Here is a 25,712-nt window from a genome sequence, read left to right as displayed (position 1 = left end):
GGTAAAAGATTAATGGCTATCGAAATCAAAGTACCGGATATCGGTGCAGACGAAGTGGAAGTCACCGAAATCCTGGTCAAGGTCGGTGACAAGATTGAAGCGGAACAGTCGCTGATCACCGTGGAGGGCGACAAGGCCTCCATGGAAGTCCCTTCGCCAGAAGCTGGCGTGGTGAAAGAGATCAAAATCTCTACCGGTGACAAAGTGGAAACCGGTTCGCTTATCATGATTTTCGAATCTGCTGAGGGTGCCGCTCCTGCGCCTGCCAAAGCAGAAGAGAAAAAAGAAGAAGCGAAACCAGCCGCAGCTGCCAAAGCAGAAAGCAAAGAAGTGAACGTGCCGGACATCGGCGGTGACGAAGTGGAAGTCACTGAGATCCTGGTCAAAGTAGGCGACACAGTGGAAGCCGAGCAGTCACTGATCACCGTTGAAGGCGACAAAGCCTCAATGGAAGTGCCTGCCCCGTTCGCGGGTACCGTGAAAGAGATCAAAATTGGCACTGGCGACAAAGTCAGCACCGGTTCCCTGATCATGGTCTTCGAAACGGCAGGTTCCGGCGCAGCGGCGTCTGAAGCCAAACCGGAAGTAAAAGAAGAAGCGGCGGCTCCTGCGGCAGCAGCCGGTGGCCCGAAAGATGTTGCGGTTCCGGACATCGGCGGTGACGAAGTTGAAGTGACCGAAGTGATGGTGAAAGTGGGCGATAAAGTGGCTGCCGAACAGTCTCTGATCACCGTTGAAGGCGATAAAGCCTCAATGGAAGTCCCTGCGCCATTTGCCGGTACCGTGAAAGAGATCAAAGTCTCTACCGGCGACAAAGTCAGTACCGGCTCACTGATCATGGTCTTCGAAGTGGAAGGTGCAGCTCCGACAGCGGCTCCTGCAGCGAAGAAAGAAGAAGCTGCGCCTGCGCCGAAACAGGCCGCTCCAGATCCAGCTAAAGCGGAAGCTAAAGGCGAGTTCTCCGAGAACGACGCTTACGTCCATGCCACTCCGGTTATCCGTCGTCTGGCACGTGAATTCGGCGTGAACCTGGCGAAGGTGAAAGGCACCGGTCGCAAAGGCCGTATCCTGAAAGAAGACGTTCAGGCCTATGTGAAAGATGCGGTAAAACGCGCCGAGACTGCGCCAGCCGCAGCGACCGGCGGCGGTCTGCCAGGTACGCTGCCATGGCCGAAAGTTGACTTCAGCAAGTTCGGTGAGATTGAAGAAGTTGAGCTGGGTCGTATCCAGAAAATCTCTGGTGCTAACCTGAGCCGTAACTGGGTGGTGATCCCTCACGTAACCCAGCACGACAAAGCCGACATCACTGACGTTGAAGCTTTCCGTAAGCAGCAGAATGACGAAGCGGCGAAGAAGAAACTGGATCTGAAGATCACCCCACTGGTGTTCATCATGAAGGCGGCTGCCAAAGCGCTGGAAGAGTTCCCACGTTTCAACAGCTCGCTGTCTGAAGATGGTCAGAAGCTGACGCTGAAGAAATACATCAACATCGGCGTGGCGGTTGATACGCCAAACGGTCTGGTGGTTCCGGTGTTTAAAGACGTCAACAAGAAAGGTATTGTTGAACTGTCTAACGAACTGTCGGTGATTTCGAAGAAAGCGCGTGACGGCAAGCTGACCGCTGGCGATATGCAGGGCGGCTGCTTCACCATTTCCAGTCTTGGCGGCATTGGCGGGACATCGTTCACCCCAATCGTCAACGCACCGGAAGTGGCGATCCTTGGCGTGTCCAAATCTGCCATGGAACCCGTCTGGAACGGCAAAGAGTTCGTTCCACGTCTGATGCTGCCTCTGTCACTCTCCTTCGACCATCGGGTGATCGATGGCGCGGCGGGTGCACGCTTCGCGGCATACATCGCCACCATCATGGCGGATATCCGCCGTCTGGTGATGTAAAAAAGTTACAAGGCCGGCAAATGCCGGCCTTCTCATAGCCGACTTTCGATGTTTTAAGTCGACAAGGTAGTTGAAAACGTTTCGTATCAAGTGGTTTGCAGTTAATTAACAATTCTGTAAACTCTTGCGGTGAAAACGTACCGGTGGATGAATGAATATCCCAGCGGTTAACTAAGAGGTCATGATGAGTACAGAAATTAAAACTCAGGTCGTGGTACTTGGGGCTGGTCCTGCAGGTTACTCTGCAGCCTTCCGCGCAGCCGATTTAGGTCTGGAGACCGTCATTGTTGAGCGTTTCAGCACCCTCGGTGGGGTCTGTCTGAACGTGGGTTGTATCCCTTCTAAAGCGCTGCTGCACGTGGCGAAAGTGATTGAAGAAGCCAAAGCGCTGGAAGAGCACGGTATCGTGTTCGGCAAGCCGCAGACTGATATCACCAAGATTCGTACCTGGAAAGAGAAAGTCATCACTCAGCTGACCGGTGGTCTGGCGGGTATGGCTAAGGGCCGCAAAGTGAAAGTGGTCACCGGTCTGGGTAAATTTACCGGCGCTAACACGCTGGTGGTTGAAGGCGAGAATGGTGCCACCACCATCAACTTCGACAACGCGATTATTGCTGCGGGCTCCCGTCCGATTCAGTTGCCATTTATTCCACATGAAGATCCACGAGTGTGGGACTCTACCGATGCGCTGGAGCTGAAAGAAGTTCCTGAACGTCTGCTGGTTATGGGCGGCGGTATCATCGGTCTGGAAATGGGCACCGTGTATCACGCGCTGGGTTCTCAGATTGATGTGGTCGAGATGTTTGACCAGGTCATTCCTGCGGCTGACAAAGACGTGGTGAAAGTGTTCACCAAACGTATCAGCAAGCAGTTCAACCTGATGCTGGAAACCAAAGTGACCGCCGTTGAAGCGAAAGAAGACGGCATCTATGTCACGATGGAGGGTAAAAAAGCGCCAACCGAACCGCAGCGTTACGACGCAGTGCTGGTTGCGATTGGTCGTGTGCCAAACGGTAAAGGTCTGGATGCCGGTAAAGCTGGCGTTGAAGTTGACGACCGTGGCTTTATCCGCGTCGACAAGCAGATGCGTACTAACGTGCCACACATCTATGCAATCGGCGATATCGTCGGTCAGCCAATGCTGGCGCACAAAGGTGTCCATGAAGGCCACGTAGCGGCAGAAGTGATCGCCGGTAAGAAACACTACTTCGATCCGAAAGTCATCCCATCCATCGCTTACACCGAGCCAGAAGTTGCCTGGGTGGGTCTGACCGAGAAAGAAGCAAAAGAGAAGGGCATCAGCTACGAGACGGCGACCTTCCCGTGGGCGGCTTCCGGCCGTGCTATCGCTTCCGACTGTGCAGACGGTATGACCAAACTGATCTTCGACAAAGAGTCTCACCGTGTTATCGGTGGTGCAATTGTCGGCACCAACGGTGGCGAGCTGCTGGGTGAAATCGGTCTGGCCATTGAGATGGGCTGTGACGCCGAAGATATCGCACTGACTATCCATGCTCACCCGACTCTGCACGAGTCCGTTGGCCTGGCAGCAGAGATCTTCGAAGGCAGCATCACTGACCTGCCAAACGCTAAAGCCAAGAAGAAGTAAGTTTCTTTTTGCTGATGGAAGCCTCCTTGATGGGGGCTTTTTTTTGCATTTTATTTGCTGGACTAAAAAATAAAGAAAGGTTAAATCTTAACCGTGACGTTGGTAGGGTTTTCTGTTCCAGGAAACTTTAATACTATCATTGAGATAATTTTAGTGTGTTACCCACATGCGTGGGAATAAACTGCACATAAAATCGCTTATGGATAATCTTAAGTTTTACTGGCTGTATATTGTTGACCGTCAGGGGAACAGACTATATTTACCGAAAAGGTCTGCACAATCTGGCTATGCGTCTTGTGCCGGTGTCTTAATCCTGTAGGGCCAGGTTGTGGTGAAACGTACGGATTGCTACTATGTTTCCCACGCCAGTGATTGGCGGAAATCAACAGGGAAGGGGTTTAACTATGCTGGAACCGTCAGAAGGCCTGCTTACTTTCAGGGCTGATGGTAATAACATTCCCGGCAGCAAGCTGTACACTAGAGTCATACATTTTCCCGGGAAAGAGTCGACCTGCCTCAATAATCGCTCTGGAGTGACAATAGGGCGAGGTTATGATTTAGGTGGCAGGTCAAAGGGTGAAATAGTTAATGCGTTAACTTCTTCAGGTATACCCAGAGAGCAGGCAGAAAAAATTGCCGCTGGTGCTGGCTTGAAAGGTTGTGCAGCTACTGAGTTTGTCAGAAAAAATAAAAATGAGATTGGTGAAATTACAGAAAACCAGCAGTTAACTTTATTCAATCGGGTATATCGTGATTATCTGAAAGATGCAATCAGATTTTACAATCAGTATAAAAAGCCCGGCGCTGTCAGCTGGGAAAAGATGGATTATCGATTGCGTGACGTTTTTGTTGATATGAAATATCAGGGCAACCTGTTTGTGGAAATCGTCAGGTTTTTTGAAAAAAATGATATTTCCAATGTTGTTGAACTGATTAACAAAAGACCACTTTTGAAAAAATATGAAGACGGCAGGCACAGAGTGAGTTTCCTTATGGGAGGGCGGTAATGATGAGTAGAAAAATATTCATCCTTGTTTTAATGCTCATATCTTTGTCCAGCGCTGCCCGGTTGGGCGAAAATTACAGTAATTTTTCTTTCCTCGGGGATGTATACACGGTCTACATCGCCAGCGACTGTGAATACGTGACAGTCTGCAAGAATGTAAAAGGTCGTTTTTTAAATAAAAAAACAAGTCAGGATTTTGTTATAAAACATGGTGAGACAATCAATACTGGTTATGGAGATAATTTACGGGGATTTATTTTCACAGATAAGAAAAATCAGTTTACGTTGAGGCAGCCAGAAGACGGCAACGGGGCGGATCTGAGTCGATGGATCCTCACCGTGAGCAACGCAAGGCAGACCCATGACGCCACTGAAGCAAGACCGGCCGTTTTTTCTGAGACTGGCGATTTTGAGTTTTTAAGCCCTGAGCGCTACAGATAACAGAACATTCAAGATGTACGCGCTTTCCAAAAATGCCTCCTACGTCACCATGGCTGGAAGTATTCCCCACCTGTCGGAGAAATGCATGCTTACACTTCAGGCCACCACTCTATAGTAGGGGAAAGCTATTCAACTCCCTGGTTAAACTCCCGCAGCCACTCAATAAAGCAGCGAAGGGCGCTGGAGTAGTACTTGCGGCTGGGATAATAGAGCCAGAAGCCTTCGGAAGGTGCAGAGAAGTCGGTCAGCACATCTACCAGCTCGCCGCTTTTCAGACCTGGCGAAGCCAGCCCTTTCAGCACAAATGCCAGCCCGGCACCCATAGTGGCTGCTTCAATCAGAGCAAGATCGCTTCCCAGCGACAGGTCGCCATTTACGGCCACTTCCAGAGGCTGCCCCCGATCGCTGAACTCCCATTTGTAGTTTACTCCGCCTGGGAAGCGGTGCTGAATGCAGCGGAAGTTCAGCAGTTCACGCGGATGCTCAGGTTTGCCGTAACGTTCAATAAAGGCCGGGCTGGCAATCACGGCTCCCTGAACCTGCGGGCCAAACGGAATGGCGACCATATCTTGGGGAATAGCTTCCCCGAAGCGAACTCCGGCATCAAAGCCGCTCTCGACGATGTTCACAAAGCTGTCACTGCAGGTGACCTCCAGCGCGATATCAGGGTAGCGCTCGCGGAAGGGCAACATCAGCGTGCGCAGGTAAAGTGCTTCTGCACTGTGCGGCATATTCAGCCTTAACGTTCCGCGCGGCTCGATACGCCAGTCGTTCAGCTCATCTACCGCCAGCGAAAGATCCATCATTGCGGGTTCAATGCGCTGCAAAAAGGTGCGACCGGCTTCTGTCAGCGAGACGCTGCGGGTGGTGCGATTAAGCAGGCGAACGCCAATGCGCTGTTCCAGATTAGTCATGGTATGGCTGAGCGTGGAGGGGGTAACGTTGCGCTCTTCCGCCGCCTTACGGAAGTTCAGATGGCGGGCAATGGCGGTAAAAATCTCTAATTCCTGCAGGGTAGCGCGCGTTTTCATATTAGTGATAACTTTTCATTAATCTGCTTAAAAGCAATCAATTGTTGAGTCCGGTTGTACAAAGTATAACGTTTCTGTCGCTGATTAAGAGGAGAAAATCATGAAGCGCAGAACATTAGGCAGTGAAGGCTTTACCGTATCGGCAATTGGACTGGGCTGCATGGGGATGACGTTCGCCTACGGTAAAAATGATGAGCAACATGCGATTGCAACTCTGCATCGCGCGTTTGATTTAGGTGTCGATTTTCTGGATACAGCTGAAGTCTATGGTCCTTTCAATAATGAGGAGCTGATTGCTAAGGCTTTGAAAAATCACCGCAATCGAATCAAAGTCGCCACTAAGTTTGGCTTCGCCATTACCGATGAAGGTGAAGGCTGGGAACGTATCAAAGGCGTTAACAGCCGTCCGGAGAATATTCGTAAGGTGGCGGAAGCCTCACTTAAACGGCTGAATGTGGACACTATCGACCTGTTCTACCAGCATCGCGCCGATCCTGCCGTACCGGTTGAAGAGGTAGTGGGTACGCTGAGTGACCTTGTGCGGGAAGGGAAAATCCAGCATATCGGTTTGTCGGAAGTCTCCAGTGAGACATTGCGCCGTGCGCAGGCCGTCCATCCCATTACCGCCTTACAGAGCGAATACTCGCTGTGGAGCCGCGAAGTGGAGCAGGGCGTGCTGGCAACCTGTCAGGAACTGAATATCGGTTTCGTCCCTTACAGCCCGCTGGGCAGGGGCTTCCTGACCGGTAAGCTGCCTGACACGGCAACCATGGACGAGTTCGATTTCCGCCGCACCTTACCGCGCTTCCAGGCTGATGCACTGGCGCATAACAACATGCTGCTCACCCAACTGAATGAGATAGCCGCTGGTTACAGCAGCACCTCAGCTCAGATCGCCCTGGCGTGGGTTCTGGCTAAAGGTCAGCACATCGTACCTATCCCCGGCGCGAGCAAAATCACTCATCTGGAAGATAACTGTCGTGCTGCAGACATTGAGTTGAGGGCAGGGGATATTGAGTTGCTGGATTGGCTGTTCAACAGTGAAAACATTGCCGGAGAGCGTTATAACGCAGGCGAGTTTGCGCTGGTTGAGCGGTAGAATTGGCAAGCCTGATGTACCGATAGTCAGTTAATAAATGAAGCTATCCCCTGTACTTCGTTGGGTATTATTCCAGGCAGAAATGGGGTGGTGGCTTCTGCTTTCCAGTCGCCAGTCACAGCAGCCCTTTTCTTAACCCTTTTTTGGGAGGTGTTTGTAACTGTCTGATTTTTAATGACTCGATGTCATGGTGAGAAAAGAGGATAATTTGGCGATATGGGGCAAATCTTTTTGTAAAACGGGGCGTTATGATGCTTTCTCTACTTAGGTTCACTACCGTGCAGGCAGCTTAAAAACGGATCAGGACAGCCATAACATAGTGCTGCAGTTCACTGCCGTACAGGCAGCCAAAAAACACCCATACCAATGGTTTTACGCCAGAGCAGGGTAAAACAAGGATTTTCCAATCCCCATATATAACCTCTTTCACTCATACCCCCGAATGAAATAGCACCAGGTTATGTATATCCGACGGCTCCCGGCTGATAATGCTTCGTGCTGCAAAATAATGTTGCTTTTTTGTAAACAGATTAACATGGGCATGAAATCCTGCTATGCTGGCCCTCGCGGAACCGGGCGCTTTACCCTACAGAATGAGCAAATCACCTCGCGGTGAACCTGAGAGCGTCCGGTAAGCCAATACAATGTGAGCGAGGAGAACGTCGTGCTAGAAGAATACCGTAAGCACGTTGCCGAGCGTGCTGCCCAGGGGATCGTTCCTAAACCATTAGATGCTTCCCAAATGGCCGCGCTGGTTGAACTGCTGAAAAACCCGCCAGCGGGTGAAGAAGAATTTCTGTCCGATCTGTTGATCAATCGAGTCCCGCCAGGTGTTGATGAAGCGGCCTACGTGAAAGCCGGCTTCCTGGCTGCTGTCGCCAAAGGCGAAGCGACCTCTCCTCTGGTCTCCCCTGAAAAAGCCGTAGAGCTGCTGGGTACCATGCAGGGGGGTTATAACATCCACCCGCTGATTGATGCGCTGGATGATGAAAAACTGGCCCCCATCGCGGTCAAAGCCCTGTCCCACACGCTGCTGATGTTCGACAGCTTCTACGATGTGGAAGAAAAAGCCAAAGCCGGTAACCCGCACGCTCAAAAAATCCTGCACTCCTGGGCCGATGCTGAATGGTATCTTTCCCGCCCTGAACTGGCTGAAAAAATTACCGTGACCGTTTTTAAAGTCACTGGTGAAACCAATACCGATGACCTGTCTCCCGCTCCTGATGCCTGGTCCCGTCCTGATATCCCACTGCACGCGCTGGCCATGCTGAAAAACGCCCGCGAAGGCATTGAGCCGGACGACGCTGGCAACATCGGCCCGATTAAACAGATTGAAGCTTTGCAGAAGAAAGGTTTCCCTCTGGCCTATGTCGGCGACGTGGTGGGTACGGGTTCTTCCCGTAAATCCGCTACCAACTCGGTACTGTGGTTTATGGGCGACGACATCCCTAACGTGCCGAACAAAAAAGGCGGCGGCGTGGTGCTGGGCAACAACATCGCCCCAATCTTCTTCAACACCATGGAAGATGCTGGTGCCCTGCCGATTGAAGTGGATGTGCAGAACCTGAACATGGGCGATGTCATCGACATTTATCCGTACAAAGGTGAAGTGAAGAACCATGAAACCGGCGAAGTGCTGGCGAACTTCTCACTGAAAACCGAAGTGCTGCTGGATGAAGTGCGTGCCGGTGGTCGTATCCCGCTGATCATTGGTCGCGGCCTGACTACCAAAGCGCGCGAGTCTCTGGGCCTGCCACACAGCGATGTGTTCCGTCTGGCGAAAGACGTGGCGGCAAGCACCCGTGGCTTCTCTCTGGCGCAGAAAATGGTTGGCCGTGCCTGTGGTACCGACGGCGTGCGTCCTGGCAGCTACTGCGAACCAAAAATGACTTCAGTCGGTTCTCAGGACACCACCGGTCCAATGACCCGTGATGAACTGAAAGACCTGGCGTGTCTGGGCTTCTCCGCCGATCTGGTGATGCAGTCATTCTGTCATACCGCCGCTTATCCTAAGCCGGTTGATGTGTCGACTCACCACACTCTGCCGGACTTCATTATGAATCGCGGCGGCGTTTCCCTGCGTCCGGGCGACGGTATCATCCACAGCTGGCTGAACCGTATGCTGCTGCCGGATACCGTGGGGACCGGTGGTGACTCACATACCCGTTTCCCAATCGGTATTTCCTTCCCGGCAGGTTCTGGTCTGGTGGCGTTTGCTGCTGCGACCGGCGTGATGCCATTGGATATGCCTGAGTCGGTGCTGGTGCGCTTCAAAGGAAAAATGGAGCCGGGGATCACCCTGCGCGACCTGGTTCACGCCATTCCTCTGTACGCCATCAAACAGGGCTTGCTGACCGTTGAGAAGAAAGGGAAGAAAAATATCTTCTCCGGCCGTATCCTGGAAATCGAAGGTCTGCCAGATCTGAAAGTTGAGCAGGCGTTTGAACTCTCCGATGCCTCCGCTGAACGTTCTGCTGCTGGCTGTACCATCAAGCTGGGCAAAGATCCGATCATCGAGTATCTGAATTCCAACATTGTGCTGCTGAAGTGGATGATCTCCGAAGGTTACGGCGATCGCCGTACGCTGGAGCGTCGAATCCAGGGCATGGAAAAATGGCTGGCCGAGCCTGAACTGCTGGAAGGCGATGCCGATGCGGAATACGCAGCGGTGATCGACATCGATCTGTCGGAAATCAAAGAGCCAATCCTTTGTGCGCCGAACGATCCGGACGATGCCCGCCTGCTGTCGGACGTGCAGGGCGAGAAGATCGATGAGGTCTTTATCGGTTCCTGTATGACCAACATCGGTCACTTCCGAGCGGCTGGTAAGCTGCTGGACAGCCATAAAGGCCAACTGCCAACCCGTCTGTGGGTGGCTCCGCCAACCAAGATGGATGCGGCCCAGCTGACGGAAGAGGGCTATTACAGCGTCTTCGGTAAGAGTGGTGCACGTATTGAGATCCCGGGCTGTTCACTGTGCATGGGTAACCAGGCGCGTGTGCAGGACGGCGCGACGGTAGTTTCCACCTCGACCCGTAACTTCCCGAACCGTCTTGGTACCGGTGCTAACGTCTATCTGGCATCCGCTGAACTGGCTGCGGTAGCGTCTCTGTTGGGCAAGCTGCCAACGCCGGACGAGTACCAGCAGTTTATGGCGCAGGTTGATAAGACGGCGGTGGACACCTATCGCTATCTGAACTTCGACCAGCTGAGCCAGTATACGGATAAAGCTGACGGCGTGATTTTCCAGACTGCGGTTTAAACCATGCGGGAAGATTAAGTTGATGAAAATAGCTTAATCAGGGATCGGCTGAACGATCCATGCATTTTATTGAACCGGGAAAGTTTTCTTTCCCGGTTTTTTTATGCGAATTTCTCAGCGTGGTGACCGTTTTGTCATCTCCAGGCGTTCCTGGTTTTGATACTTTTGTGGATGTGGTTGATGAAATGATGAGTACATGGAGAAAGAACCCTTTTTTAAACCGTGTTTCTAACCTATTGATTTATCGTGCTCTCTTGGGAGGTGTTCAAAAAAGGTTTTTTCCCGATTTTGGTCAAATTTCTTTTTAAAACGCTGAGTTATGAGGCAACTGCTACTGTTCACTGCCGTACAGGCAGCACACAGCGCAAAGCTGTCAGGGACGCGGCAACACCGCCTGCTTCATAGGTATCATCTAATGCCATCTGTAAGTAGACTTCGGCGTAATCCGGATCGGTTTTCAGTTCCTCAATCATGGCAGCATCATGATCGGCTGAAGGGGATGATTCTCAGAAAGCTGCCTTGATTGCTGCTTGATTATTTCTCTTCATATCCTTTCTCCTGATAAAGCTGCTTTTCCCCCGCCAGCCTGCGATAATGCGAGTCATCCCCCGGTAAATTACCGCCACTGCGCGGAAAATGCACGGTATCCGTGCGCGACAAATCAGTCAGGTCAGAGGAAAGCACCATGGAATATGAATTTTTACGAGACGTCACCGGCGGGGTGAAAGTACACATGTCGATGGGGCATGAGGCTGTAGGTCACTGGTTTAATGAAGAAGTGGATGAAAACCTGGCCCTGCTTGACGAAGTGGAAGCTGCCGTGGAAGAAGTGAAGGGCAGCGAGCGCGAGTGGCAGCGCGTCGGCCGCGAATACACGCTGTGGATGGATGAGGAAGAAGTTATTGTCCGCGCTAATCTGCTGAGCATTGAAGGCGATGAGATGGAAGAAGGAATGAGCTACTACGACGAAGAGAGCCTGTGCTTCTGCGGCGTGGAAGATTTCCTTGCCGTGATTGCTGCCTACCGCGCATTTTTGCAGGGGCGATAACGGACAGTGCGCCAGTTGAAGCGCTGCTTCCCTGCCAGTGAAGATTCAGGCTGGCGGTTTTAATCCCGCCTGGCTTGTGAGTCTTTCGCCCGTCACCGCTCGTAAGTGTCGTTTTCCGTCAGCGTTATTGCCGGTGCATCAACAGTGACCTGCTCAAAGTGCAGGTTATTGACGCCAGCAATCTTGCCAAATTCCTGCGCCTGCAAATGAACATGGCTGAAATGAAGTTTATTAATCGGGCACTCCTCCGTGCCTTCAATAAAGAAAGCACGGGAGAAATTCTGCTGCCGGGTGAGCTGGCTGGTGATATGGGAAATCATAATATTTTCTACGCGCGTCAACCCGGCCATTCCCTCCACGCCCTCGCTAAGTTTGCGCCAGTGTAAAGGTTGCTCATCGCTGAGTTGCTGGCCGTAGCTGTATTGTGGGAACCAGTTCAGCTGCAGCATAAAAGGGTAGCAGACATCCTTTAACGTCAGATGACGCACGATAATATCTCTGATAAAGCCCCCGCGATTACGGGATGATTTAATACGAAATCCTACACCGGTACCAGAGAAGTGATTATGCTCAATAATGACTCTTTCGATGCCACCAGACGTTTCGCTGCCCAGCGTAATACCAGAACCTTTATGCAGTTCGCAGTTGCGGATAATAATATCGCTCGCCGTTTTTGCCAGCTGCTGCGCTTCTGCGCCGCGTCCCGATTTAACGCAGATATTGTCATCATTGCAGGAAACGCTGCAGTTCTCGACGCGAACATGCTGACAGGAGTCGATATCAATGCCGTCGGTGCTGGGTCCAGTGGAGTTGTTCACTGCCACATTCTGCAATAAAACCTGAGTTGAGTAGCACAGATGGATATTCCAGAAGCCGGATTCCCGCGAAGTAAACTCACTCAGCTCTATCGCTTCACTCTGATAAACCACCACATTTCGCGGGCGCTCGCATTCGTAATCGACCACCCAGCGCAACCCTTTTTGGCTGTACTGCGCCAGCATGCCGCCGTTTTCATCATCGCCCCAGAATTTATGCCACCAGAAGGCACCTTGTCCGTCGAGGGTACCTGCTCCGGTCACTTTTACGTTACGGCACTGATTGATATTGAGGATCCCCGCAGGCCAGGGCATCTCAATACCGGCGACACGAGTAGGTATTCTGCGGTAGTCCTCCAACCTCTGGCTGCCCAGTAACACCGCGTTTTCAGCCAGTTCCAGCGTCAGATCGCTTTTCAGAAACAGGGAACCAGTCAGAAAACGTCCCGCAGGAATAAATACGGTATCGCCTGAAGAGGCCCGATCGATAGCATCTTGTATTGCCAGAGTGGCGAGAGTGACACCGTCCGGAACAGCACCGAAATCTGAAATGTTTAAAATCGCCATTTATCCTGCCCTCAGGTACGAATCGAAAAGGATTAACGTTATCAAACTATCATCCATAAACGGCCGTATTATTGTTTCAGGTCAGGTATTTTAGCGTACTGATAAGCGGGGGAAAACGGATGAATTATGTGCTCTGCAGCCCTGGTCTGTCCCAGGGTGTGCTGATTTAAAAAAGAGTTTCTGTCTATAAAGAAGCGCCCCCGCAAAGTACCAACTCCTGTCCTGTCATTGCTCCGGCAGCGGGTGACAGCAGATAGCTCACCAGTCCGGCCACTTCCTCCGGCTGAATATAGCGTCCAATGGGAGGCAGCTTCGGCGGCGAGCTTTCCCTGCCCGGCATATTGAGCATTGGCGTGGCGGTGGCCCCCGGCGCGACGATATTGGCGGTGATACCTCGTGAAGCCAGCTCTGCTGCCCAGCTTCGCACCATGCCTTTCATGGCCGATTTTGTGGCAACGTACTGGCTGCGGCCTGCCGCCCCGGTTGACGTCCGGCTGCCGAGCAGCACAATCCGGCCTCCTTCTGACATCGCCGGAGCAAAAGTGTTGGCCAGGCACTCCGCCACGGTGATATGCAGATGCCACAGCTGACGGCTGACCTCCTCATCCAGCTCACCCAGTGGCGCAGCCTTCATCATTCCGGCAGCATGCACAATCGCCTGAGGGGCTTCCATGCCTGCCAGCACACTACCTGGCTGCTGGCGATCGTTCAGATCGACCGACAGCGAGGTAAAGGCCGGATGGTTGCGTTCGATCCTTCTCCGGCTCAGGCCGGTTACCTGCCAGCCATCAGCCAGCAGGCGTTCCACCACCGCCTCACCAATCCCTGAGCTGGCCCCGGTGACCAGTGCCTGGCCCATTCTCATTGTGTCACCCACTCTTCATTCACACAGACGTATTTGATCGCCTGACGATACCAGGTATAAGCGATGTGCAGCTCGCCATTCACGCCCTGTTTGATACTGGGATAGGAGAACTCGCGGTTGAGCTTCTGCTGCGAGTTATTGGTCATGCAGTAGCCGTCGCCCTCGTCGAGGTTGCGCTTCCACGGCCAGCTTTTGCCGCCATCTTTTGAAATCGCCAGCGTCATTGGGGCACGCGGTGCGCCCCATAAGGCTGTTTTACCGGTACGCACCACTGGCTCAGCGGCAACGGCAACATCCTCATCTTCATCCTCAATCTCGTCATACAGCGACAAACGGCGCTCGCTGGCACCTTCGGCGCTCATGGCATTATAAACCAGCGCCAGATCGCCATTCGCCAGCGTGGTCACCTGAATGGACGAATTGTTATTTGGCAGGTCAGTTGGCTGCGGCGCTGACCAGCTTTCACCGTTAACTTCCGAGCGGCTGAGGTAGATATGATCCGCCCAGCGGCTGCGATACAGCGCCAGCAGCGAGCCATCCTGCAGTAGTGTGATATTCATATGCACACAGCCGGTGCTGTCCGGCACGATCACGTCGCGCCAGCTCCTGCCCTGGTCGGCAGAGATTTTCACCACGCTGGTGTCGTTATTGCCGACCCATTTTTCACCGGGCTTCGTGGTGCAGTAAAACACAGGAAGCAGCCAGTTGCCGTTCGGCACCACCACCACCGGCTGGCGGATAAAGGTGCCGGGACGATCCAGCAGGGTGGCAATCGGCCCCCAGCTTTTACCCAGATCCTTCGACTGGCGATAGCGCACAATAGCGGTGTCCTGATTGCCGGATTTCTGCGCGGTGTACATCAGCCAGAGCACGTTATCCGGGGCCAGAAACAGCACCGGATTCTGCTCCGATCGGCTGCTGTCTTCCGACAATTTTTGCGGTTCACTCCAGCGCTGGCTGCCTTTTGCCAGCCGTGAGCACCAGATGGAGATATCGGCAATCCCCTCCTGAGTGCCACCAAACCAGCAGCAGAGCAGGTCGCTATCCGGCAGCGGCAGCAGATTGGCCGCGTGATTCTGTGGGCAGGCAGAGGGCAGCATCGCCACCTGTAGCTGGCTGTCGTTTTCGGCCGGATGAACCAGGCCATTGCGATCCACGGTCACTGTTTCCTTCATATTACGCTCCACTCTTTTGCAGACTGTTTTTGGTTTGCTTACTGCTTTCACGACGTGGGATCAGATGGTCAATGACCATAATCACCGCCGGAGTAATCAGTGCGATATACATGTTGTTGATGCCGAACGGGTCACCGAGCACGAACCACACCGAGGTCACCACGCAGGCACCAATCAGCCCCCAGTTGGCTCCTCTGGCGCTTTTAAACATCGGCAGGTAGAAAGCGATGATCGCCACCACGGAAATCGACAGGCGGATAGCGCGTGTGAAGAAAGAGAGCTTCAGCACTTCCGGTACGAACAGCACGAAGACCAATGGGGCAAAGCCGATGACCAGCGACAGCAGACGTGTCATTTTGAACTCGCGCTCTGGCGTCGGGTTACGGTAGGGCACGTAGAAGTCTTTGACGATCAGCGAGGCAATCGCCAGCGCCACCGTGCCCACGCTGACGAAGATCGAGGCGACCAGCGAGGTGGTGACGATCCCGGCCAGCCACGGGCTCATATCCTGCAGGAACACCGGCAGGGCGTAGAGGCTGTTGATCTCCGGATGGAGGTACTTCGCCGCCACGCCAATCGCCGCGATGGCAAGGCCAATCGGCAGGCAGAAAAAGAAGGCCACCCAGGTCGCGCGTCGGGCCGCGGCAGGCGTTTTGGTCGAACAGATCGCCTGAATCACAAACTGGGTACAGAAGATCGACCCGATAGTCCCGATCAGCCAGGCGACAATGGTGCTGGCCCCCACATGGCCGTCCCAGGTCCAGTAGAAGTCCGGCATTTTCTGCACCATCGGCGTGATGCCGCCGGTCATCTTCAGCGCCACGCCCAGGATAATCAGGATCCCCACGTACTTCAGGCCGCTGTGCAGCATGGTCACCCAGGCCATCCCCTTCATGCCGCCAAAGGCAAAATAGAAGGTGCTGACAATGGCGGTGATAAAGGCTGCCACCGGCAGGTTCACTTTCAGCACGGTGGAGATAGCCGCCGCGCCGCTGACGTAGTTACCGACGTTCACCAGCAGCAGGGCATAAATCATAATGATCGAGATAATGTTTTTGGTGGTACTACCGTACTTCTCGGCAATCGCCCCGGAGATGGTGATTTTGCCGGTGTTGTAGATGCGCTTCACCAGCAGCAGCCCGAAAATCGGGAAGCCAATAGCCGCCCCGATCACCGACCAGGAAGCGGCAAAACCACTCTCGAAAGCGGCCTGTGCAGTGCCGACGGTGGATTTGGCACCGATGTATTCAGACATCAGCATGATGCCGACGATAAAGGCGGGCATGGCCCTTGCGCCTTCCATAAAATCGCCGGAACTTTTACTGCGTAACCGGTAAGTCAGCCAGGTGGTAAAAAGAATATAGGCCAGCACCATCCCAACGATGATCAGCGTGCCTTCAGAGGAGAACTCTTTCATAGTGATGCCTCACAATGAGTCAAAACGCGCCGACCTTCTGGTTCTGTTCGCGCCGTGTAGGGTTAAAGGAGTTTCAGACGGTGGCTATCGGCGTGGCGGGAGAACCCACTGCGCCGGGCAGCCTTAGTGGTGGTGCTGTTAATAAAAATGCGTGGCGCTGGTGGGCGCTCAGCCAGTCGGCCAGTTCGCTCATATGCCAGAGTTCGCCCAGGTAAACGCCCAGCCGGAACAGGCAAAGTTCATGCAGCGGGTGTGAAGGGTAGAACTCGTTGTTGAGCGGCTGGGCAGGCAGGATTTCAACCGCCGGGTTATCGGCCAGCAGGGCGACAACGCCGCTGTCGATCACCCACTGGCGCAGTTCAGGATCGCTGCCGTTCAGCCCGGCGAAATGTGAATTCAGGTACGTCATATCGGGTTTGCCAGCCATCTGGTAAATGGCTTCGTCCATGCCGGTGCGAAAGCAGACCAGGTCGCCCTGACGGATCTCAATGCCTTCTTCATCGAGGATCTGGCGCAGATGCTGGTAGCCAAAAGCAAAGCGCTCAATACCAAAATATTTTTTGATATCAATCATTACCGCACGGCCCTGGATGCCGTGCTTTGCCATATTCTCGATGCCCAATGCCTTCGCGCCGAGATGACTGCCATGCGAACAGCCACAGCCGCCGCGATAGTCCGTTTCGCCGACGATGTCTTTTCCGGCGCGATAGCCGTTATAAAACACCATCTCCGGCTCGCCGTTGCCCGCCACGTCAAACCACTGCCCCATATGTGCCAGACTGTCCCACTGGGTGGAATACTGCAGGGCGAGAGTGACCGCATCGTCGCAAATCACATCGGTCAGACGCGCGTCATCTCTGGAGAGTGGATAGGTCATATTGGCATTCTCGCCGCGCCGGGTGGCTGCCAGCTGTGGTGGTGGCCGACGTGGGTTCATGGCCGTTCCGCCAGGCAGATCCAGCGGCAAACTCAGGCAGAAGGTCTGCCCGGTCTGCACCTCGGCAATGCCTTCTCTGACCTTTTGTGGCGTCAGCAGATTCAGCCGTCCCAACTGATCGTCCGGGCCAAAGTCGCCCCAGGTGGCGTGTTCAGGGCGCTGTTTCCAGCGGGGTGCAGTGGTCATCAGGCTTTTCCTCCGGCGGTATTGAGCTGCATTGGCGTCACGCGCGGCAGCCAGAAGCCGTAAATCAGCGCGCCCAGCAGGCCGACAATCCCTGCCAGTATCAGCGGGATCACGAATGAGTGGGTGAACTGCATCAGCACGCCAATCAGGATCGGTGAAATGATGCCGGCAAGGTTGGCCGCCATATTCTGAATGCCGCCGATGGTGGCGACATTGGCGCGGTTAGGGGCAACGTCTGAAGGCAGTGCCCACAGCGCTGCAGAAGCAAAAGTGGCGGCGAAGTTGGCAAAGCATAGCGCGCTCAGGGCCAGCGTCACGGTCGGCGAGAAGGCCGCCAGGCCAATCACCGCGCTGCCCAGCATGCCACCGACCAGCGGAATTTTACGCGCCACGGTCAGCGAGACGCCGTGACGGACCAGACTGTCGGAAAGCAGGCCGCCGCACCAGCCGCCGACAATGGCGGCAATGCCGGGCAGCATGCCGAGAAGGCCGAACTTCATCAGCGACAGATGGAAGGTTTCAACCAGGTAAGTGGGAAACCAGGTGAAGAAGAAGTAGGAGACGAAGTTAATGCAGAAGAAACCGGCCATCATCGCCTGCACGGTACGCTGGGCGAGCAGCTGACGGATGCTCATCGGCTCACCGGTCTGCGGATCCTGATTCGCTTCAATGAATTCCACCTCTGCGGCAGATACGGTTTTGTGCTCGCGGGGATCGCGGTACCAGATATACCAGCCCACCGCCCAGATCACGGCGACCAGACCGGAGATCACAAAAGTCATGCGCCAGCCGACCAGCGCGATCAGGAAGGAGATAATCGGGATTGCCAGCGTGCCGCCAATCTTGCTGCCGTTGTTAAACGTGGCGGCGGCGAAGCTGCGTTCCTGACGAGGGAACCAGCGCGTGACCGTTGAGGAGCTGGCAGGATAGCTGGGCGCTTCCACCGCGCCGAGCACAAAGCGGAAGCCGACCAGCGCGGTTAAGCCGTTCGCCAGGCCGCACGCTGCGGTGGCAAGGCCCCAACCGAGGCTGCTGACCGCGAAGGTGATCCGTGGCCCGAGCTTATCGACCAGCCAGCCGCCCGGCAGCTGGAACAGCACGTAACTCCAGAAAAACGCCGAGAGCAGCAGGCCGCTGTCGGTGCTGGATAACTGGAGATCGTGCGACATAAACGGGATCGCCACGCTCATCGCGGCACGATCGACGTAGTTAATCGCAATACCAAACGAGAGAACGGTAAGGATCACAAACCGCATCTTCCCGCTGGCTCTCTTTTCACCTGCGTTGGCAATCACAGCATTATCATGAGAATTGATCGACATGATCGGCTCCGGAACAGAGTTTTTTTATAGTTTTAAGGCGATAAGGCCCCCGTCACACCGCATTACTGGGGCGCGATCCGGCAGGCCGCAGGGTTATGCCCGGCCCACAGACATCTGGTGCGCCGGGGCTTTTTCTTCGTCGGAAATGGGCTCGACTTTGCCCATCAGGAACAGGTAGTTGAGGATGCCGATCACCACCAGAATGGCGGAGAAAACCAGCGCCCAGGTGAAAGAACCGGTAGCGGCAACGATGGCACCGGTGACAATCGGACCGACTGCGCCACCGAGGTTAGAGACGGTATTTTGCAACCCGGCCACAATGGAGACGCTGTTTTTCGGTGCCACGTCGCCGGGCAGCGCCCAGACCTGGGAAGCAGCCACGGTGGTGCCGGATTTCGCCACGCACAGCAGGAACACGGTCATAAATACCGAGTCAGTAAACGGTGCGAAGCCAATGCACAGCGCCATCAGCAGGCCGATGGTCAGGAACAGCTTGCGGGTGGCGGTCAGTGACAGCACTTTCTTGTGCACCATACGATCCGAGGCCCAGCCAGCCACCACTTCGATGATCATTCCGCACAGCAGGGGCAGGGCGGCGATCATCCCCATCTTGATGAAATCCATCCCTTTTTCTTTCACCAGATAGGTCGGCAGCCAGGTGATAAAGAAATAGGAGGTGTAGTTAATGGTAAAGAAGCCGATGCACATCGCCCAGATGTTGCGATAGCGCAGCAGCTTGTACCACTTCATCGGCCGTACACCTTTATCGCCGTGCTTGCGGGCCTGGCCTTCACGGATCAGGCTGATTTCGTGTTTACTGATGTAGTTGTGATCTTCCGGATTCTCGGCATAGATAAAATACCAGACGATCACCCACAGCAGGCCGACGCTGCCGATGATCAGGAAGGTCAGACGCCAGTCGAACATGTAGATCATCCAGACGATCAGCGGCATCGCCACCGCGCCACCGAACTTCGAGGCGCTGTCGAACAGGCCGGAAACGGTGGCTCGTTCTTTGTCCGGGAACCAGCGGGCGGTGATCCCGGCGTTGCTGGGGTAGGCTGCCGCTTCCCCGACGCCTAACGCCAGGCGCAGGGCCAGCAGGGATTTAAAACCGGTTGCCAGCCCCATCACCGAAGTGGCGATGGACCACCAGGCAACGGCCAGTCCCAGCCCCTTTTTCTGGCCGAAACGATCGGCGAACCAGCCCGCCGGGATCTGCAGCAGCGAGTAAGACCAGAAGAACGCCGCCATGATGAAGCCCATCATTTCTGGGTTCAGCTTCAGCTCGTCGATCAGGTGCGGAGCCGCCGCCGACAGCACGGTGCGGTCAATATAGTTAATGGCGATTGCCAGCCACATCAGGCCTGCAATCCACCAGCGGATACGGGTATTACCAGCAGGAATGTTCATAGTCTTAGCCCGGTACAGAGGTTGTTATTCGCTGGATCGTGGTCCAGCTTTGTTAAACGGGGCGGGAACGACGCCCCGGGCCTGATTACAGTGAATTCATCACATTGACGGGTCGTTGCTGCTCTTTCACACACTGAATAATTTGCTGCACACAGCGCTCGCCGATGGCGCTGATCGCCCCGTCGGTGTAGCCCGCGATGTGTGAGGTGGGGATAAAATTATTCAGCGAGAACAGGGGATGCGTCTCCAGCGGTTCATGATCAAAGACGTCTGCGGCTGCTCCGGCAATCACATTGTCGGACAGGGCGTTAAACAGATCGGCTTCATTCACCACGCCACCGCGTGAGACGTTTATCAGAAAGGCCGATTTCTTCATCCTCGCGATTCTGGCAGCATTAAACAGGTTGCGGGTTTCATCGGTCAGCGGTGTATGCAGAGTGATAAAGTCACACTGCTCCGTCAGCCGATCCAGGCTGACAAACTCAATATTGTGCTCATCGGCAAATTTCTGGTCGGGATAGAAATCAAACGCCAGCACGCGCATGTTGAAGCCGCTGGCACGCAGGGCGACCTGCTTACCGATATTGCCGAGGCCGATAATGCCCAGCGTTTTGCCGTACACATCGGTGGCGAAAATGCGTGGCCACTGCCCGGCACGGGTTTCCACTGCGGCCGTTGTCACCTGACGTGCCGCATTGAGGATCAGTGCAAAAGCGAAGTCGGCCACGGCATGTTTGTTGGCATCCGGCACGTTGGTCACAAAGATACCGCGGGCTTTAGTGGCGTTCAGATCGATATTGTCGACGCCCACGCCGTGCTTGCAGACAATCTTCAGCTGCGGTGCCAGCGCGAGTAATTCTTCATTTACGTCGGTAAAAGCTACGATCATCGCAACCGTCTCTGCCAGGTGCGGCTGCAGCGCGGTCAGCGGCGCATCGGCAGGCAGTGTGACCAGCTCAAAACCCTGCTGGCGCAGCGTGTCGATCGGCTGGGCATCGTATTTGGCGAATGAGGGAGAAGTACAAATCACTTTCATCTTGCGTATCCTGGTATCAAAGCAGGCGGCACCGCAGCGCCGCCGCAAAATCAGTGAGTGTATTGATTGACGATCTGGCGAATGCGTTGCTCTTCTTCGGCGCTGAAGCGCACTGCATAGCGGCTTTCGCCCACGTCATGGCCTATCAGCGAGACGGCTTTTTTCACCGCCGCAGGCGAGAAGCCTACGCTGTAAAGATCGGTACGCAGGCCGGTGACGTTTTCCTGTGCCTTGTGCGAACCAGCGATATCACCCGCGTGGAAGTGCGCCCAGATGGCATTGATTTCATTCGGTGCCACGTTAGCCAGCCCGGAGATGCAGGCAGAGCAGCCATCAACAAAGCCCTGATGGATCAGGGAGTCTGGGCCGTTCAGCACGTCAAAATTATCAATGCCTTCCGCCGCTTTCAGGAAGCCGCTCAGGCTCTCGTAGCTGCCCGCGCTGTCCTTGATGCCGACAATGTTCGGGTGAGCGGCCAGCTTGCGCACCGTCTCCGGTTGCAGCGTGTTGCCTGTGCGTGCCGGAATGTTATAGAGGAAGACCGGCACGTCCAGCGCATCGGCGACTTCTTCGTAATGGGCGATCAACTCTTCCTGCTTCAGCGGAACGAACCAGGGAGTGATCACCGAAACGGCATCCACGCCCAGAGCCGCAATTTGCTTGCCGAGGCGAATGGTTTCACGGGTGGAGATCTCGCCAATGTGCGCGACCACGTGCGCTTTGCCTGCCACTTCTTCCATGCAGGTTTTCGCCACGGCCAGCTTCTCTTCGGCGTTCAGCACGAAGAACTCGCCGTTGGTGCCGCCGCAGAAAATGCCGTTACCGGCTGCCAGCTGACGCTGGATCTGCACGCGCATGGCCGCTTCGTTATAGTCGCCATCTTTAGTGAACGGCGTGACGATGGCGGTCAGTACGCCGGTGATTTTTTTGTTCATGGTGTCCTCTTAATCTGTTAGTGATTCTGTGCCGGGAACAGCGCCAGATAGACGTCGCGGACATCATTTGCGCTGACCGGGGCAGGAACGTTTTTCATCAGGCGCTGTACGTCCAGCGCGGCTTCGACGAGATAGGGCAGGTGATCTGAGCCGATGCCAAGTTCATCCAGGCTGGCGGGCAGCTTCAGGCGCTTCACCAGCGCGGAGAAATAGTCGACCAGCGCCACGGATTTCTGTTCTTCGCTCAGTGACGGATCCGCATCCGGCAGCAGGTCATAGGCCTGAGCAAATTTGCTCACCGCAGCCGGGCGCACAAACCGCATGCACGGAGCCAGCAGGATGGCATTCGCCACGCCGTGGGGAATGTGGTACTTGCCGCCGAGCGGATAGGACATGGCATGAACCAGGTGCGTACCGGCATGAGCAATCGCCGCGCCGCCGTAATAAGAGGCCCAGAGCATGTCGAGGCGGGCTGCCAGGTTGCCAGGTTCTGCTACGGCAATTTCCAGGCTGGTAAACAGTTTTTTCAGGCCAATCAGCGCATAGTTATCGCTTACCGGATTCGAAACGGTGGCGGTGAAGCACTCAATCAGATGGCAAAGCGCGTCAATACCGGTAGAGGAGGCGATGTGTGCAGGCATGCTGGTGGTCAGTTCCGGAGCCAGCACCACATAGTCTGGCAGCATCACCGGGGAGATAATGCCGACCTTGGTCTCTTTCTCCGGAATGGCCAGAATAGCGTTTGGCGTGGCTTCTGAGCCGGTGCCTGCGGTAGTCGGGATCAGCAGTGAAGCGGTGCGGCGCTGTGGCTTTTCGCCTTTCAGCAGCGCTTCCAGCGTTGGCGCATTCTCCATGCAGAGCACCGACAGCAGTTTAGCGACATCCAGCACGCTGCCGCCGCCGACGCCAATCACCAGATCCACACCGTCGGTATCCAGCGTTGCTGTAATCGCGGCCACATCGTGCTGGCTTGGCTCTGGCGGCACGGAGTCAACCATGGTCACTGCCTGAACCTTACTGCCAATTTGCTTAATCAGCGTCTGCACCGCTGGAATGCCAGCGATGTTCTTATCGGTCACCAGCAGGACGTGCTGGACGCCGTGCAGCAGATAGCCAATGTCATTGAGAGTCTGGTAGCCACTGATTACGGTGCTGTTGATATTCATTCGCCTTACCTTATGCCTTGCCGTCGTCAAATTGATTATATTTCGTCATTTTCCCGCCAGAATGCGCGAGCTGTGCCTAATTTTATAGGATAAATTGATTTCGATTAATTTGATCTTGCTCACATATAATCAATCATGATTGAATATAATCATATTCAGCGGAGGCCATCGGCTTCCCTTCTTTTCAGCAGGAGACGAGATGACGCGCAATCAGTGGAAGCAGCCTGTACTGGCTATCGCCGACGACTTTACCGGGGCTAACGATGCCGGTAGCGGTCTGGCCAGAGCAGGTGCGCGGGTCAACGTACTGTTTGATGTGGCGGCGGAAGTGGCAGATGTGCAGGCGGATGTATGGGTAATCAGCACCGACAGCCGGGCAGTCAGCGCGGAGATAGCGGCACAGCGTACCCGACTGGCGGTTGAACGCTGGGCGGAGAAAGTTCGTGACGGCTGGATATTTAAGAAGATGGATTCAACGCTGCGCGGCAATCCGGGCGCAGAGACAGAAGCAGCCTTACTGGCAAGCGGAGCCGCTGCGGCGCTGGTGGTGCCTGCGGTGCCGAAACTGGGCAGAACCACGCGGGAAGGTCTGTGCTACATCCACGATCGCCTGCTGACGGCGACAGAGTACGCCAGCGATCCTAAAACGCCGGTGAGTAACGCCAGCGTGCTGGCGCGGCTGCAGGAACAAATTGAGCTGAAGGCTGGGCTGTTGCCGCTTTCTACGGTACGCAAACCGGATCTGGCTGCCAGCATGGCTGCGGCCATAGCTGAAGGACAGCGGCTGATCGTGGTGGATGCCGAAACCGATGAGGATCTGCTGCACATCATGCGTGCGGCTGCGGCGTTACCGGCCAGGCCACTGCTCGCCGGGGCTTCCGGACTCAGTGATGCACTGAGCGACCTGCTGACGGAAAGTGATGAGGCCAAAGCCTCTTTATCCGCGTCGCTGAGTCCTCAGTCTACAGTGCTGGCGGTGGTCGGCTCGATGAGCGAAATTGCCCGGCAGCAGATTTCCCGGTTGCAGCAACGCTATCCGCTGCAGCTGATTGACGTCAGCATTCAGCAAATTTTCAACGGCGAGGGTGCAGATGCGCCATGGCGGCAACAGGCAATCAACGCGCTGCAACAGGGGCAGCACTGCGTGATTCGCACCTGTCAGCAGGCGAGCCAGCGCGAGGAAATTGACGCGCTCTGTGCGCAGTATGGCCTGACCCGCCAGCAGCTGGGCGAACAGATTTGCGCTTTCCTGGCCGGGCTGACCCGCGATGTCCTCAGCGACGTGCAGCCTGCCGGGCTGTATCTCTCCGGCGGAGACGTGGCGATTGCGGTGGCGCGAGGCCTGGGGGCTGAAGGGTTCAGGATTATGGGGCAGGTGGCGGGCTGTGTGCCCTGGGGCCAGCTGCTGAAGAGCAAAAACGACCTGCTGGTGCTTACCAAGGCTGGCGGTTTTGGTGATGAAAACACCCTGGTAGAAGTTTTTCGTTTTATTGAGGAGAAGGCTGGTGAGTAAAATTATTGCGGTTACCATGGGCGATCCGGCGGGTATTGGCCCGGAAATTATCATCAAATCCCTGGCGGAGGGAGAGCTGTCAGGTGCACCTGCAGTGGTGGTGGGCTGCGCCAGTACGCTGCAACGCATTATAGGCATGGGCATCACACCACAGGCTGAGCTGCGGGTGCTGAACAACGTGGCTGACGCGCACTTCGCGCCGGGCATTATCAATATCATCGACGAGCCGCTGGCTAACCCACAGGCGCTGAAGCCGGGCGTGGTGCAGGTTGAGGCAGGTGACCTGGCTTACCGCTGCGTGAAAAAGGCCACTGAGCTGGCGATGGCGGGCGAGGTACATGCCATTGCCACCGCGCCGCTGAATAAAGAAGCGCTGCATTCGGCAGGGCATCTGTATCCCGGCCACACGGAGCTGCTGGCGAAACTCACTGACAGTAAAGATTACGCGATGGTGTTGTACACCGATCGGCTGAAGGTGATCCACGTGACCACCCATATCGCCCTGCGTAAGTTCCTCGATACGCTGAACCGTGAGCGCGTGGAGACGGTCATTGGCATGGCAGAAACCTTCCTGCGTCGTGTTGGTTTTGATAATCCACGCATTGCGGTGGCCGGGGTTAACCCTCATGCCGGAGAAAATGGCCTGTTTGGTGACGAAGAAATTAAAATCGTCGGCCCTTCCGTCCAGGCTATGAAAGCGGAAGGCCTGAACGTCTTCGGCCCGTGCCCGCCGGACACGGTTTTCCTGCAGTGCTATGAAGGCCAGTACGATATTGTGGTGGCGATGTATCACGACCAGGGACACATTCCGCTGAAGCTGCTCGGCTTCTACGACGGGGTGAATATCACAGCCGGACTGCCGTTTATCCGCACTTCTGCCGACCACGGAACGGCATTTGATATTGCCTGGACAGGTAAAGCGAAGTCTGAGAGCATGGCGATCTCCATCCAGTTAGCGATGCAGCTCGCATAA

General features: G+C 55.0%; 22 protein-coding genes. 10 read left to right on the top strand and 12 right to left on the bottom strand.

Features of this window, described 5'->3' with window-relative positions; all coding sequences use genetic code 11:
• Positions 1-12: 12 nt before the first annotated feature.
• From aceF to AC3Y5R_RS03980, 4 genes are all read left to right on the top strand, one after another.
• Complete coding sequence (gene aceF, locus AC3Y5R_RS03995) at positions 13-1,896, top strand: pyruvate dehydrogenase complex dihydrolipoyllysine-residue acetyltransferase (protein ID WP_489920249.1); 1,884 nt, start codon at positions 13-15, stop codon at positions 1,894-1,896.
• 184 nt (positions 1,897-2,080) lie between these two features.
• Positions 2,081-3,505: a dihydrolipoyl dehydrogenase gene (lpdA, locus tag AC3Y5R_RS03990; RefSeq protein WP_158781813.1), complete on the top strand. Its 1,425-nt coding sequence runs from the start codon at positions 2,081-2,083 to the stop codon at positions 3,503-3,505.
• Positions 3,506-3,909: 404 nt separating this feature from the next.
• Positions 3,910-4,512 (top strand): pesticin C-terminus-like muramidase, encoded by a 603-nt coding sequence (locus AC3Y5R_RS03985; RefSeq protein ID WP_489920248.1) that lies wholly within the window; start codon positions 3,910-3,912, stop codon positions 4,510-4,512.
• Positions 4,512-4,952: a hypothetical protein gene (locus AC3Y5R_RS03980; RefSeq protein ID WP_489920247.1), complete on the top strand. Its 441-nt coding sequence runs from the start codon at positions 4,512-4,514 to the stop codon at positions 4,950-4,952. Before AC3Y5R_RS03985 ends, AC3Y5R_RS03980 begins: the two co-directional genes overlap by 1 nt.
• 125 nt (positions 4,953-5,077) lie before the next feature.
• Here AC3Y5R_RS03980 and AC3Y5R_RS03975 read toward each other — a convergent pair whose 3' ends face one another.
• The gene (locus tag AC3Y5R_RS03975; RefSeq protein ID WP_489920246.1) at positions 5,078-5,983 is read right to left on the bottom strand and encodes a LysR family transcriptional regulator; all 906 of its coding nucleotides are present in this window, start codon (positions 5,981-5,983) and stop codon (positions 5,078-5,080) included.
• A gap of 100 nt (positions 5,984-6,083) precedes the next feature.
• On the opposite strand from AC3Y5R_RS03975, the gene AC3Y5R_RS03970 reads away from it, so the two are divergent.
• The 3 genes from AC3Y5R_RS03970 (at position 6,084) to AC3Y5R_RS03960 (ending at position 10,652) form a co-directional block, all read left to right on the top strand.
• Positions 6,084-7,082: an aldo/keto reductase gene (locus AC3Y5R_RS03970; RefSeq protein ID WP_489920245.1), complete on the top strand. Its 999-nt coding sequence runs from the start codon at positions 6,084-6,086 to the stop codon at positions 7,080-7,082.
• Between the two features lie 664 nt (positions 7,083-7,746).
• Positions 7,747-10,344 carry a bifunctional aconitate hydratase 2/2-methylisocitrate dehydratase gene (gene acnB, locus AC3Y5R_RS03965; protein ID WP_489920244.1) on the top strand — a complete coding sequence of 866 codons (2,598 nt, stop codon included), beginning with the start codon at positions 7,747-7,749 and terminating at the stop codon, positions 10,342-10,344.
• A 59-nt stretch (positions 10,345-10,403) separates the two neighbouring features.
• Positions 10,404-10,652: a hypothetical protein gene (locus tag AC3Y5R_RS03960; RefSeq protein WP_489920243.1), complete on the top strand. Its 249-nt coding sequence runs from the start codon at positions 10,404-10,406 to the stop codon at positions 10,650-10,652.
• A gap of 30 nt (positions 10,653-10,682) precedes the next feature.
• Here the strand turns inward: AC3Y5R_RS03960 and AC3Y5R_RS03955 are convergent, their stop codons facing one another.
• A complete protein-coding gene (locus tag AC3Y5R_RS03955; RefSeq protein ID WP_489920242.1) occupies positions 10,683-10,817 on the bottom strand; it encodes a hypothetical protein in 135 nt (44 codons plus the stop codon).
• Positions 10,818-11,029: 212 nt separating this feature from the next.
• On the opposite strand from AC3Y5R_RS03955, the gene yacL reads away from it, so the two are divergent.
• Complete coding sequence (yacL, locus tag AC3Y5R_RS03950; RefSeq protein WP_489920241.1) at positions 11,030-11,392, top strand: protein YacL; 363 nt, start codon at positions 11,030-11,032, stop codon at positions 11,390-11,392.
• Between the two features lie 92 nt (positions 11,393-11,484).
• Here yacL and AC3Y5R_RS03945 read toward each other — a convergent pair whose 3' ends face one another.
• The 10 genes from AC3Y5R_RS03945 to AC3Y5R_RS03900 all read right to left on the bottom strand — a co-directional run bounded on the left by AC3Y5R_RS03945 (position 11,485) and on the right by AC3Y5R_RS03900 (position 23,226).
• Positions 11,485-12,774: a glycoside hydrolase family 28 protein gene (locus AC3Y5R_RS03945; protein ID WP_489920240.1), complete on the bottom strand. Its 1,290-nt coding sequence runs from the start codon at positions 12,772-12,774 to the stop codon at positions 11,485-11,487.
• Between the two features lie 184 nt (positions 12,775-12,958).
• Entirely contained in the window at positions 12,959-13,633 is a 675-nt protein-coding gene (locus AC3Y5R_RS03940) for an SDR family NAD(P)-dependent oxidoreductase (RefSeq protein ID WP_489920383.1), read from the bottom strand.
• Between the two features lie 2 nt (positions 13,634-13,635).
• On the bottom strand, positions 13,636-14,814 hold the full coding sequence (locus tag AC3Y5R_RS03935; RefSeq protein WP_489920239.1) for a sialidase family protein: 1,179 nt from the start codon (positions 14,812-14,814) through the stop codon (positions 13,636-13,638).
• Position 14,815: 1 nt separating this feature from the next.
• Complete coding sequence (locus AC3Y5R_RS03930; RefSeq protein ID WP_158781797.1) at positions 14,816-16,231, bottom strand: sodium:solute symporter family protein; 1,416 nt, start codon at positions 16,229-16,231, stop codon at positions 14,816-14,818.
• Positions 16,232-16,304: 73 nt separating this feature from the next.
• Positions 16,305-17,354 (bottom strand): cyclase family protein, encoded by a 1,050-nt coding sequence (locus AC3Y5R_RS03925; protein WP_489920238.1) that lies wholly within the window; start codon positions 17,352-17,354, stop codon positions 16,305-16,307.
• On the bottom strand, positions 17,354-18,676 hold the full coding sequence (locus AC3Y5R_RS03920) for an MFS transporter (protein ID WP_489920237.1): 1,323 nt from the start codon (positions 18,674-18,676) through the stop codon (positions 17,354-17,356). The genes AC3Y5R_RS03925 and AC3Y5R_RS03920 overlap by 1 nt, the downstream gene beginning before the upstream one ends.
• 93 nt (positions 18,677-18,769) lie before the next feature.
• Entirely contained in the window at positions 18,770-20,089 is a 1,320-nt protein-coding gene (locus AC3Y5R_RS03915) for an MFS transporter (protein WP_489920236.1), read from the bottom strand.
• A gap of 85 nt (positions 20,090-20,174) precedes the next feature.
• A complete protein-coding gene (locus AC3Y5R_RS03910) occupies positions 20,175-21,125 on the bottom strand; it encodes a phosphoglycerate dehydrogenase (RefSeq protein ID WP_489920235.1) in 951 nt (316 codons plus the stop codon).
• 50 nt (positions 21,126-21,175) lie between these two features.
• A complete protein-coding gene (locus AC3Y5R_RS03905; RefSeq protein WP_489920234.1) occupies positions 21,176-22,060 on the bottom strand; it encodes a dihydrodipicolinate synthase family protein in 885 nt (294 codons plus the stop codon).
• A gap of 17 nt (positions 22,061-22,077) precedes the next feature.
• On the bottom strand, positions 22,078-23,226 hold the full coding sequence (locus AC3Y5R_RS03900) for an iron-containing alcohol dehydrogenase (protein ID WP_489920233.1): 1,149 nt from the start codon (positions 23,224-23,226) through the stop codon (positions 22,078-22,080).
• Between the two features lie 199 nt (positions 23,227-23,425).
• Here AC3Y5R_RS03900 and dtnK point away from each other — a divergent pair, with 199 nt between their 5' ends.
• Both dtnK and AC3Y5R_RS03890 read left to right on the top strand, forming a co-directional pair.
• Positions 23,426-24,739, top strand: a complete 1,314-nt coding sequence (gene dtnK / locus AC3Y5R_RS03895) for a D-threonate kinase (protein ID WP_489920232.1) — start codon at positions 23,426-23,428, stop codon at positions 24,737-24,739.
• Positions 24,732-25,712 carry a D-threonate 4-phosphate dehydrogenase gene (locus tag AC3Y5R_RS03890; protein ID WP_489920231.1) on the top strand — a complete coding sequence of 327 codons (981 nt, stop codon included), beginning with the start codon at positions 24,732-24,734 and terminating at the stop codon, positions 25,710-25,712. Before dtnK ends, AC3Y5R_RS03890 begins: the two co-directional genes overlap by 8 nt.

Source organism: Erwinia sp. 009765445, from assembly GCF_058137865.1.
The sequence above is the reverse complement of the archived record's forward strand: the minus strand, read 5'-3'. Positions and strand labels throughout refer to the sequence as shown.

Bases quoted from the DNA above. Each gene is read 5' to 3' on its own strand.
- aceF (WP_489920249.1), top strand. From the start codon at position 13: ATGGCTATCGAAATCAAAGTACCGGATATCGGTGCAGACGAAGTGGAA.
- lpdA (WP_158781813.1), top strand. From the start codon at position 2,081: ATGAGTACAGAAATTAAAACTCAGGTCGTGGTACTTGGGGCTGGTCCT.
- AC3Y5R_RS03985 (WP_489920248.1), top strand. From the start codon at position 3,910: ATGCTGGAACCGTCAGAAGGCCTGCTTACTTTCAGGGCTGATGGTAAT.
- AC3Y5R_RS03980 (WP_489920247.1), top strand. From the start codon at position 4,512: ATGATGAGTAGAAAAATATTCATCCTTGTTTTAATGCTCATATCTTTG.
- AC3Y5R_RS03975 (WP_489920246.1), bottom strand. From the start codon at position 5,983: ATGAAAACGCGCGCTACCCTGCAGGAATTAGAGATTTTTACCGCCATT.
- AC3Y5R_RS03970 (WP_489920245.1), top strand. From the start codon at position 6,084: ATGAAGCGCAGAACATTAGGCAGTGAAGGCTTTACCGTATCGGCAATT.
- AC3Y5R_RS03960 (WP_489920243.1), top strand. From the start codon at position 10,404: ATGCATTTTATTGAACCGGGAAAGTTTTCTTTCCCGGTTTTTTTATGC.
- AC3Y5R_RS03955 (WP_489920242.1), bottom strand. From the start codon at position 10,817: ATGATTGAGGAACTGAAAACCGATCCGGATTACGCCGAAGTCTACTTA.
- yacL (WP_489920241.1), top strand. From the start codon at position 11,030: ATGGAATATGAATTTTTACGAGACGTCACCGGCGGGGTGAAAGTACAC.
- AC3Y5R_RS03945 (WP_489920240.1), bottom strand. From the start codon at position 12,774: ATGGCGATTTTAAACATTTCAGATTTCGGTGCTGTTCCGGACGGTGTC.
- AC3Y5R_RS03940 (WP_489920383.1), bottom strand. From the start codon at position 13,633: ATGGGCCAGGCACTGGTCACCGGGGCCAGCTCAGGGATTGGTGAGGCG.
- AC3Y5R_RS03935 (WP_489920239.1), bottom strand. From the start codon at position 14,814: ATGAAGGAAACAGTGACCGTGGATCGCAATGGCCTGGTTCATCCGGCC.
- AC3Y5R_RS03930 (WP_158781797.1), bottom strand. From the start codon at position 16,231: ATGAAAGAGTTCTCCTCTGAAGGCACGCTGATCATCGTTGGGATGGTG.
- AC3Y5R_RS03925 (WP_489920238.1), bottom strand. From the start codon at position 17,354: ATGACCACTGCACCCCGCTGGAAACAGCGCCCTGAACACGCCACCTGG.
- AC3Y5R_RS03920 (WP_489920237.1), bottom strand. From the start codon at position 18,676: ATGTCGATCAATTCTCATGATAATGCTGTGATTGCCAACGCAGGTGAA.
- AC3Y5R_RS03915 (WP_489920236.1), bottom strand. From the start codon at position 20,089: ATGAACATTCCTGCTGGTAATACCCGTATCCGCTGGTGGATTGCAGGC.
- AC3Y5R_RS03910 (WP_489920235.1), bottom strand. From the start codon at position 21,125: ATGAAAGTGATTTGTACTTCTCCCTCATTCGCCAAATACGATGCCCAG.
- AC3Y5R_RS03905 (WP_489920234.1), bottom strand. From the start codon at position 22,060: ATGAACAAAAAAATCACCGGCGTACTGACCGCCATCGTCACGCCGTTC.
- AC3Y5R_RS03900 (WP_489920233.1), bottom strand. From the start codon at position 23,226: ATGAATATCAACAGCACCGTAATCAGTGGCTACCAGACTCTCAATGAC.
- dtnK (WP_489920232.1), top strand. From the start codon at position 23,426: ATGACGCGCAATCAGTGGAAGCAGCCTGTACTGGCTATCGCCGACGAC.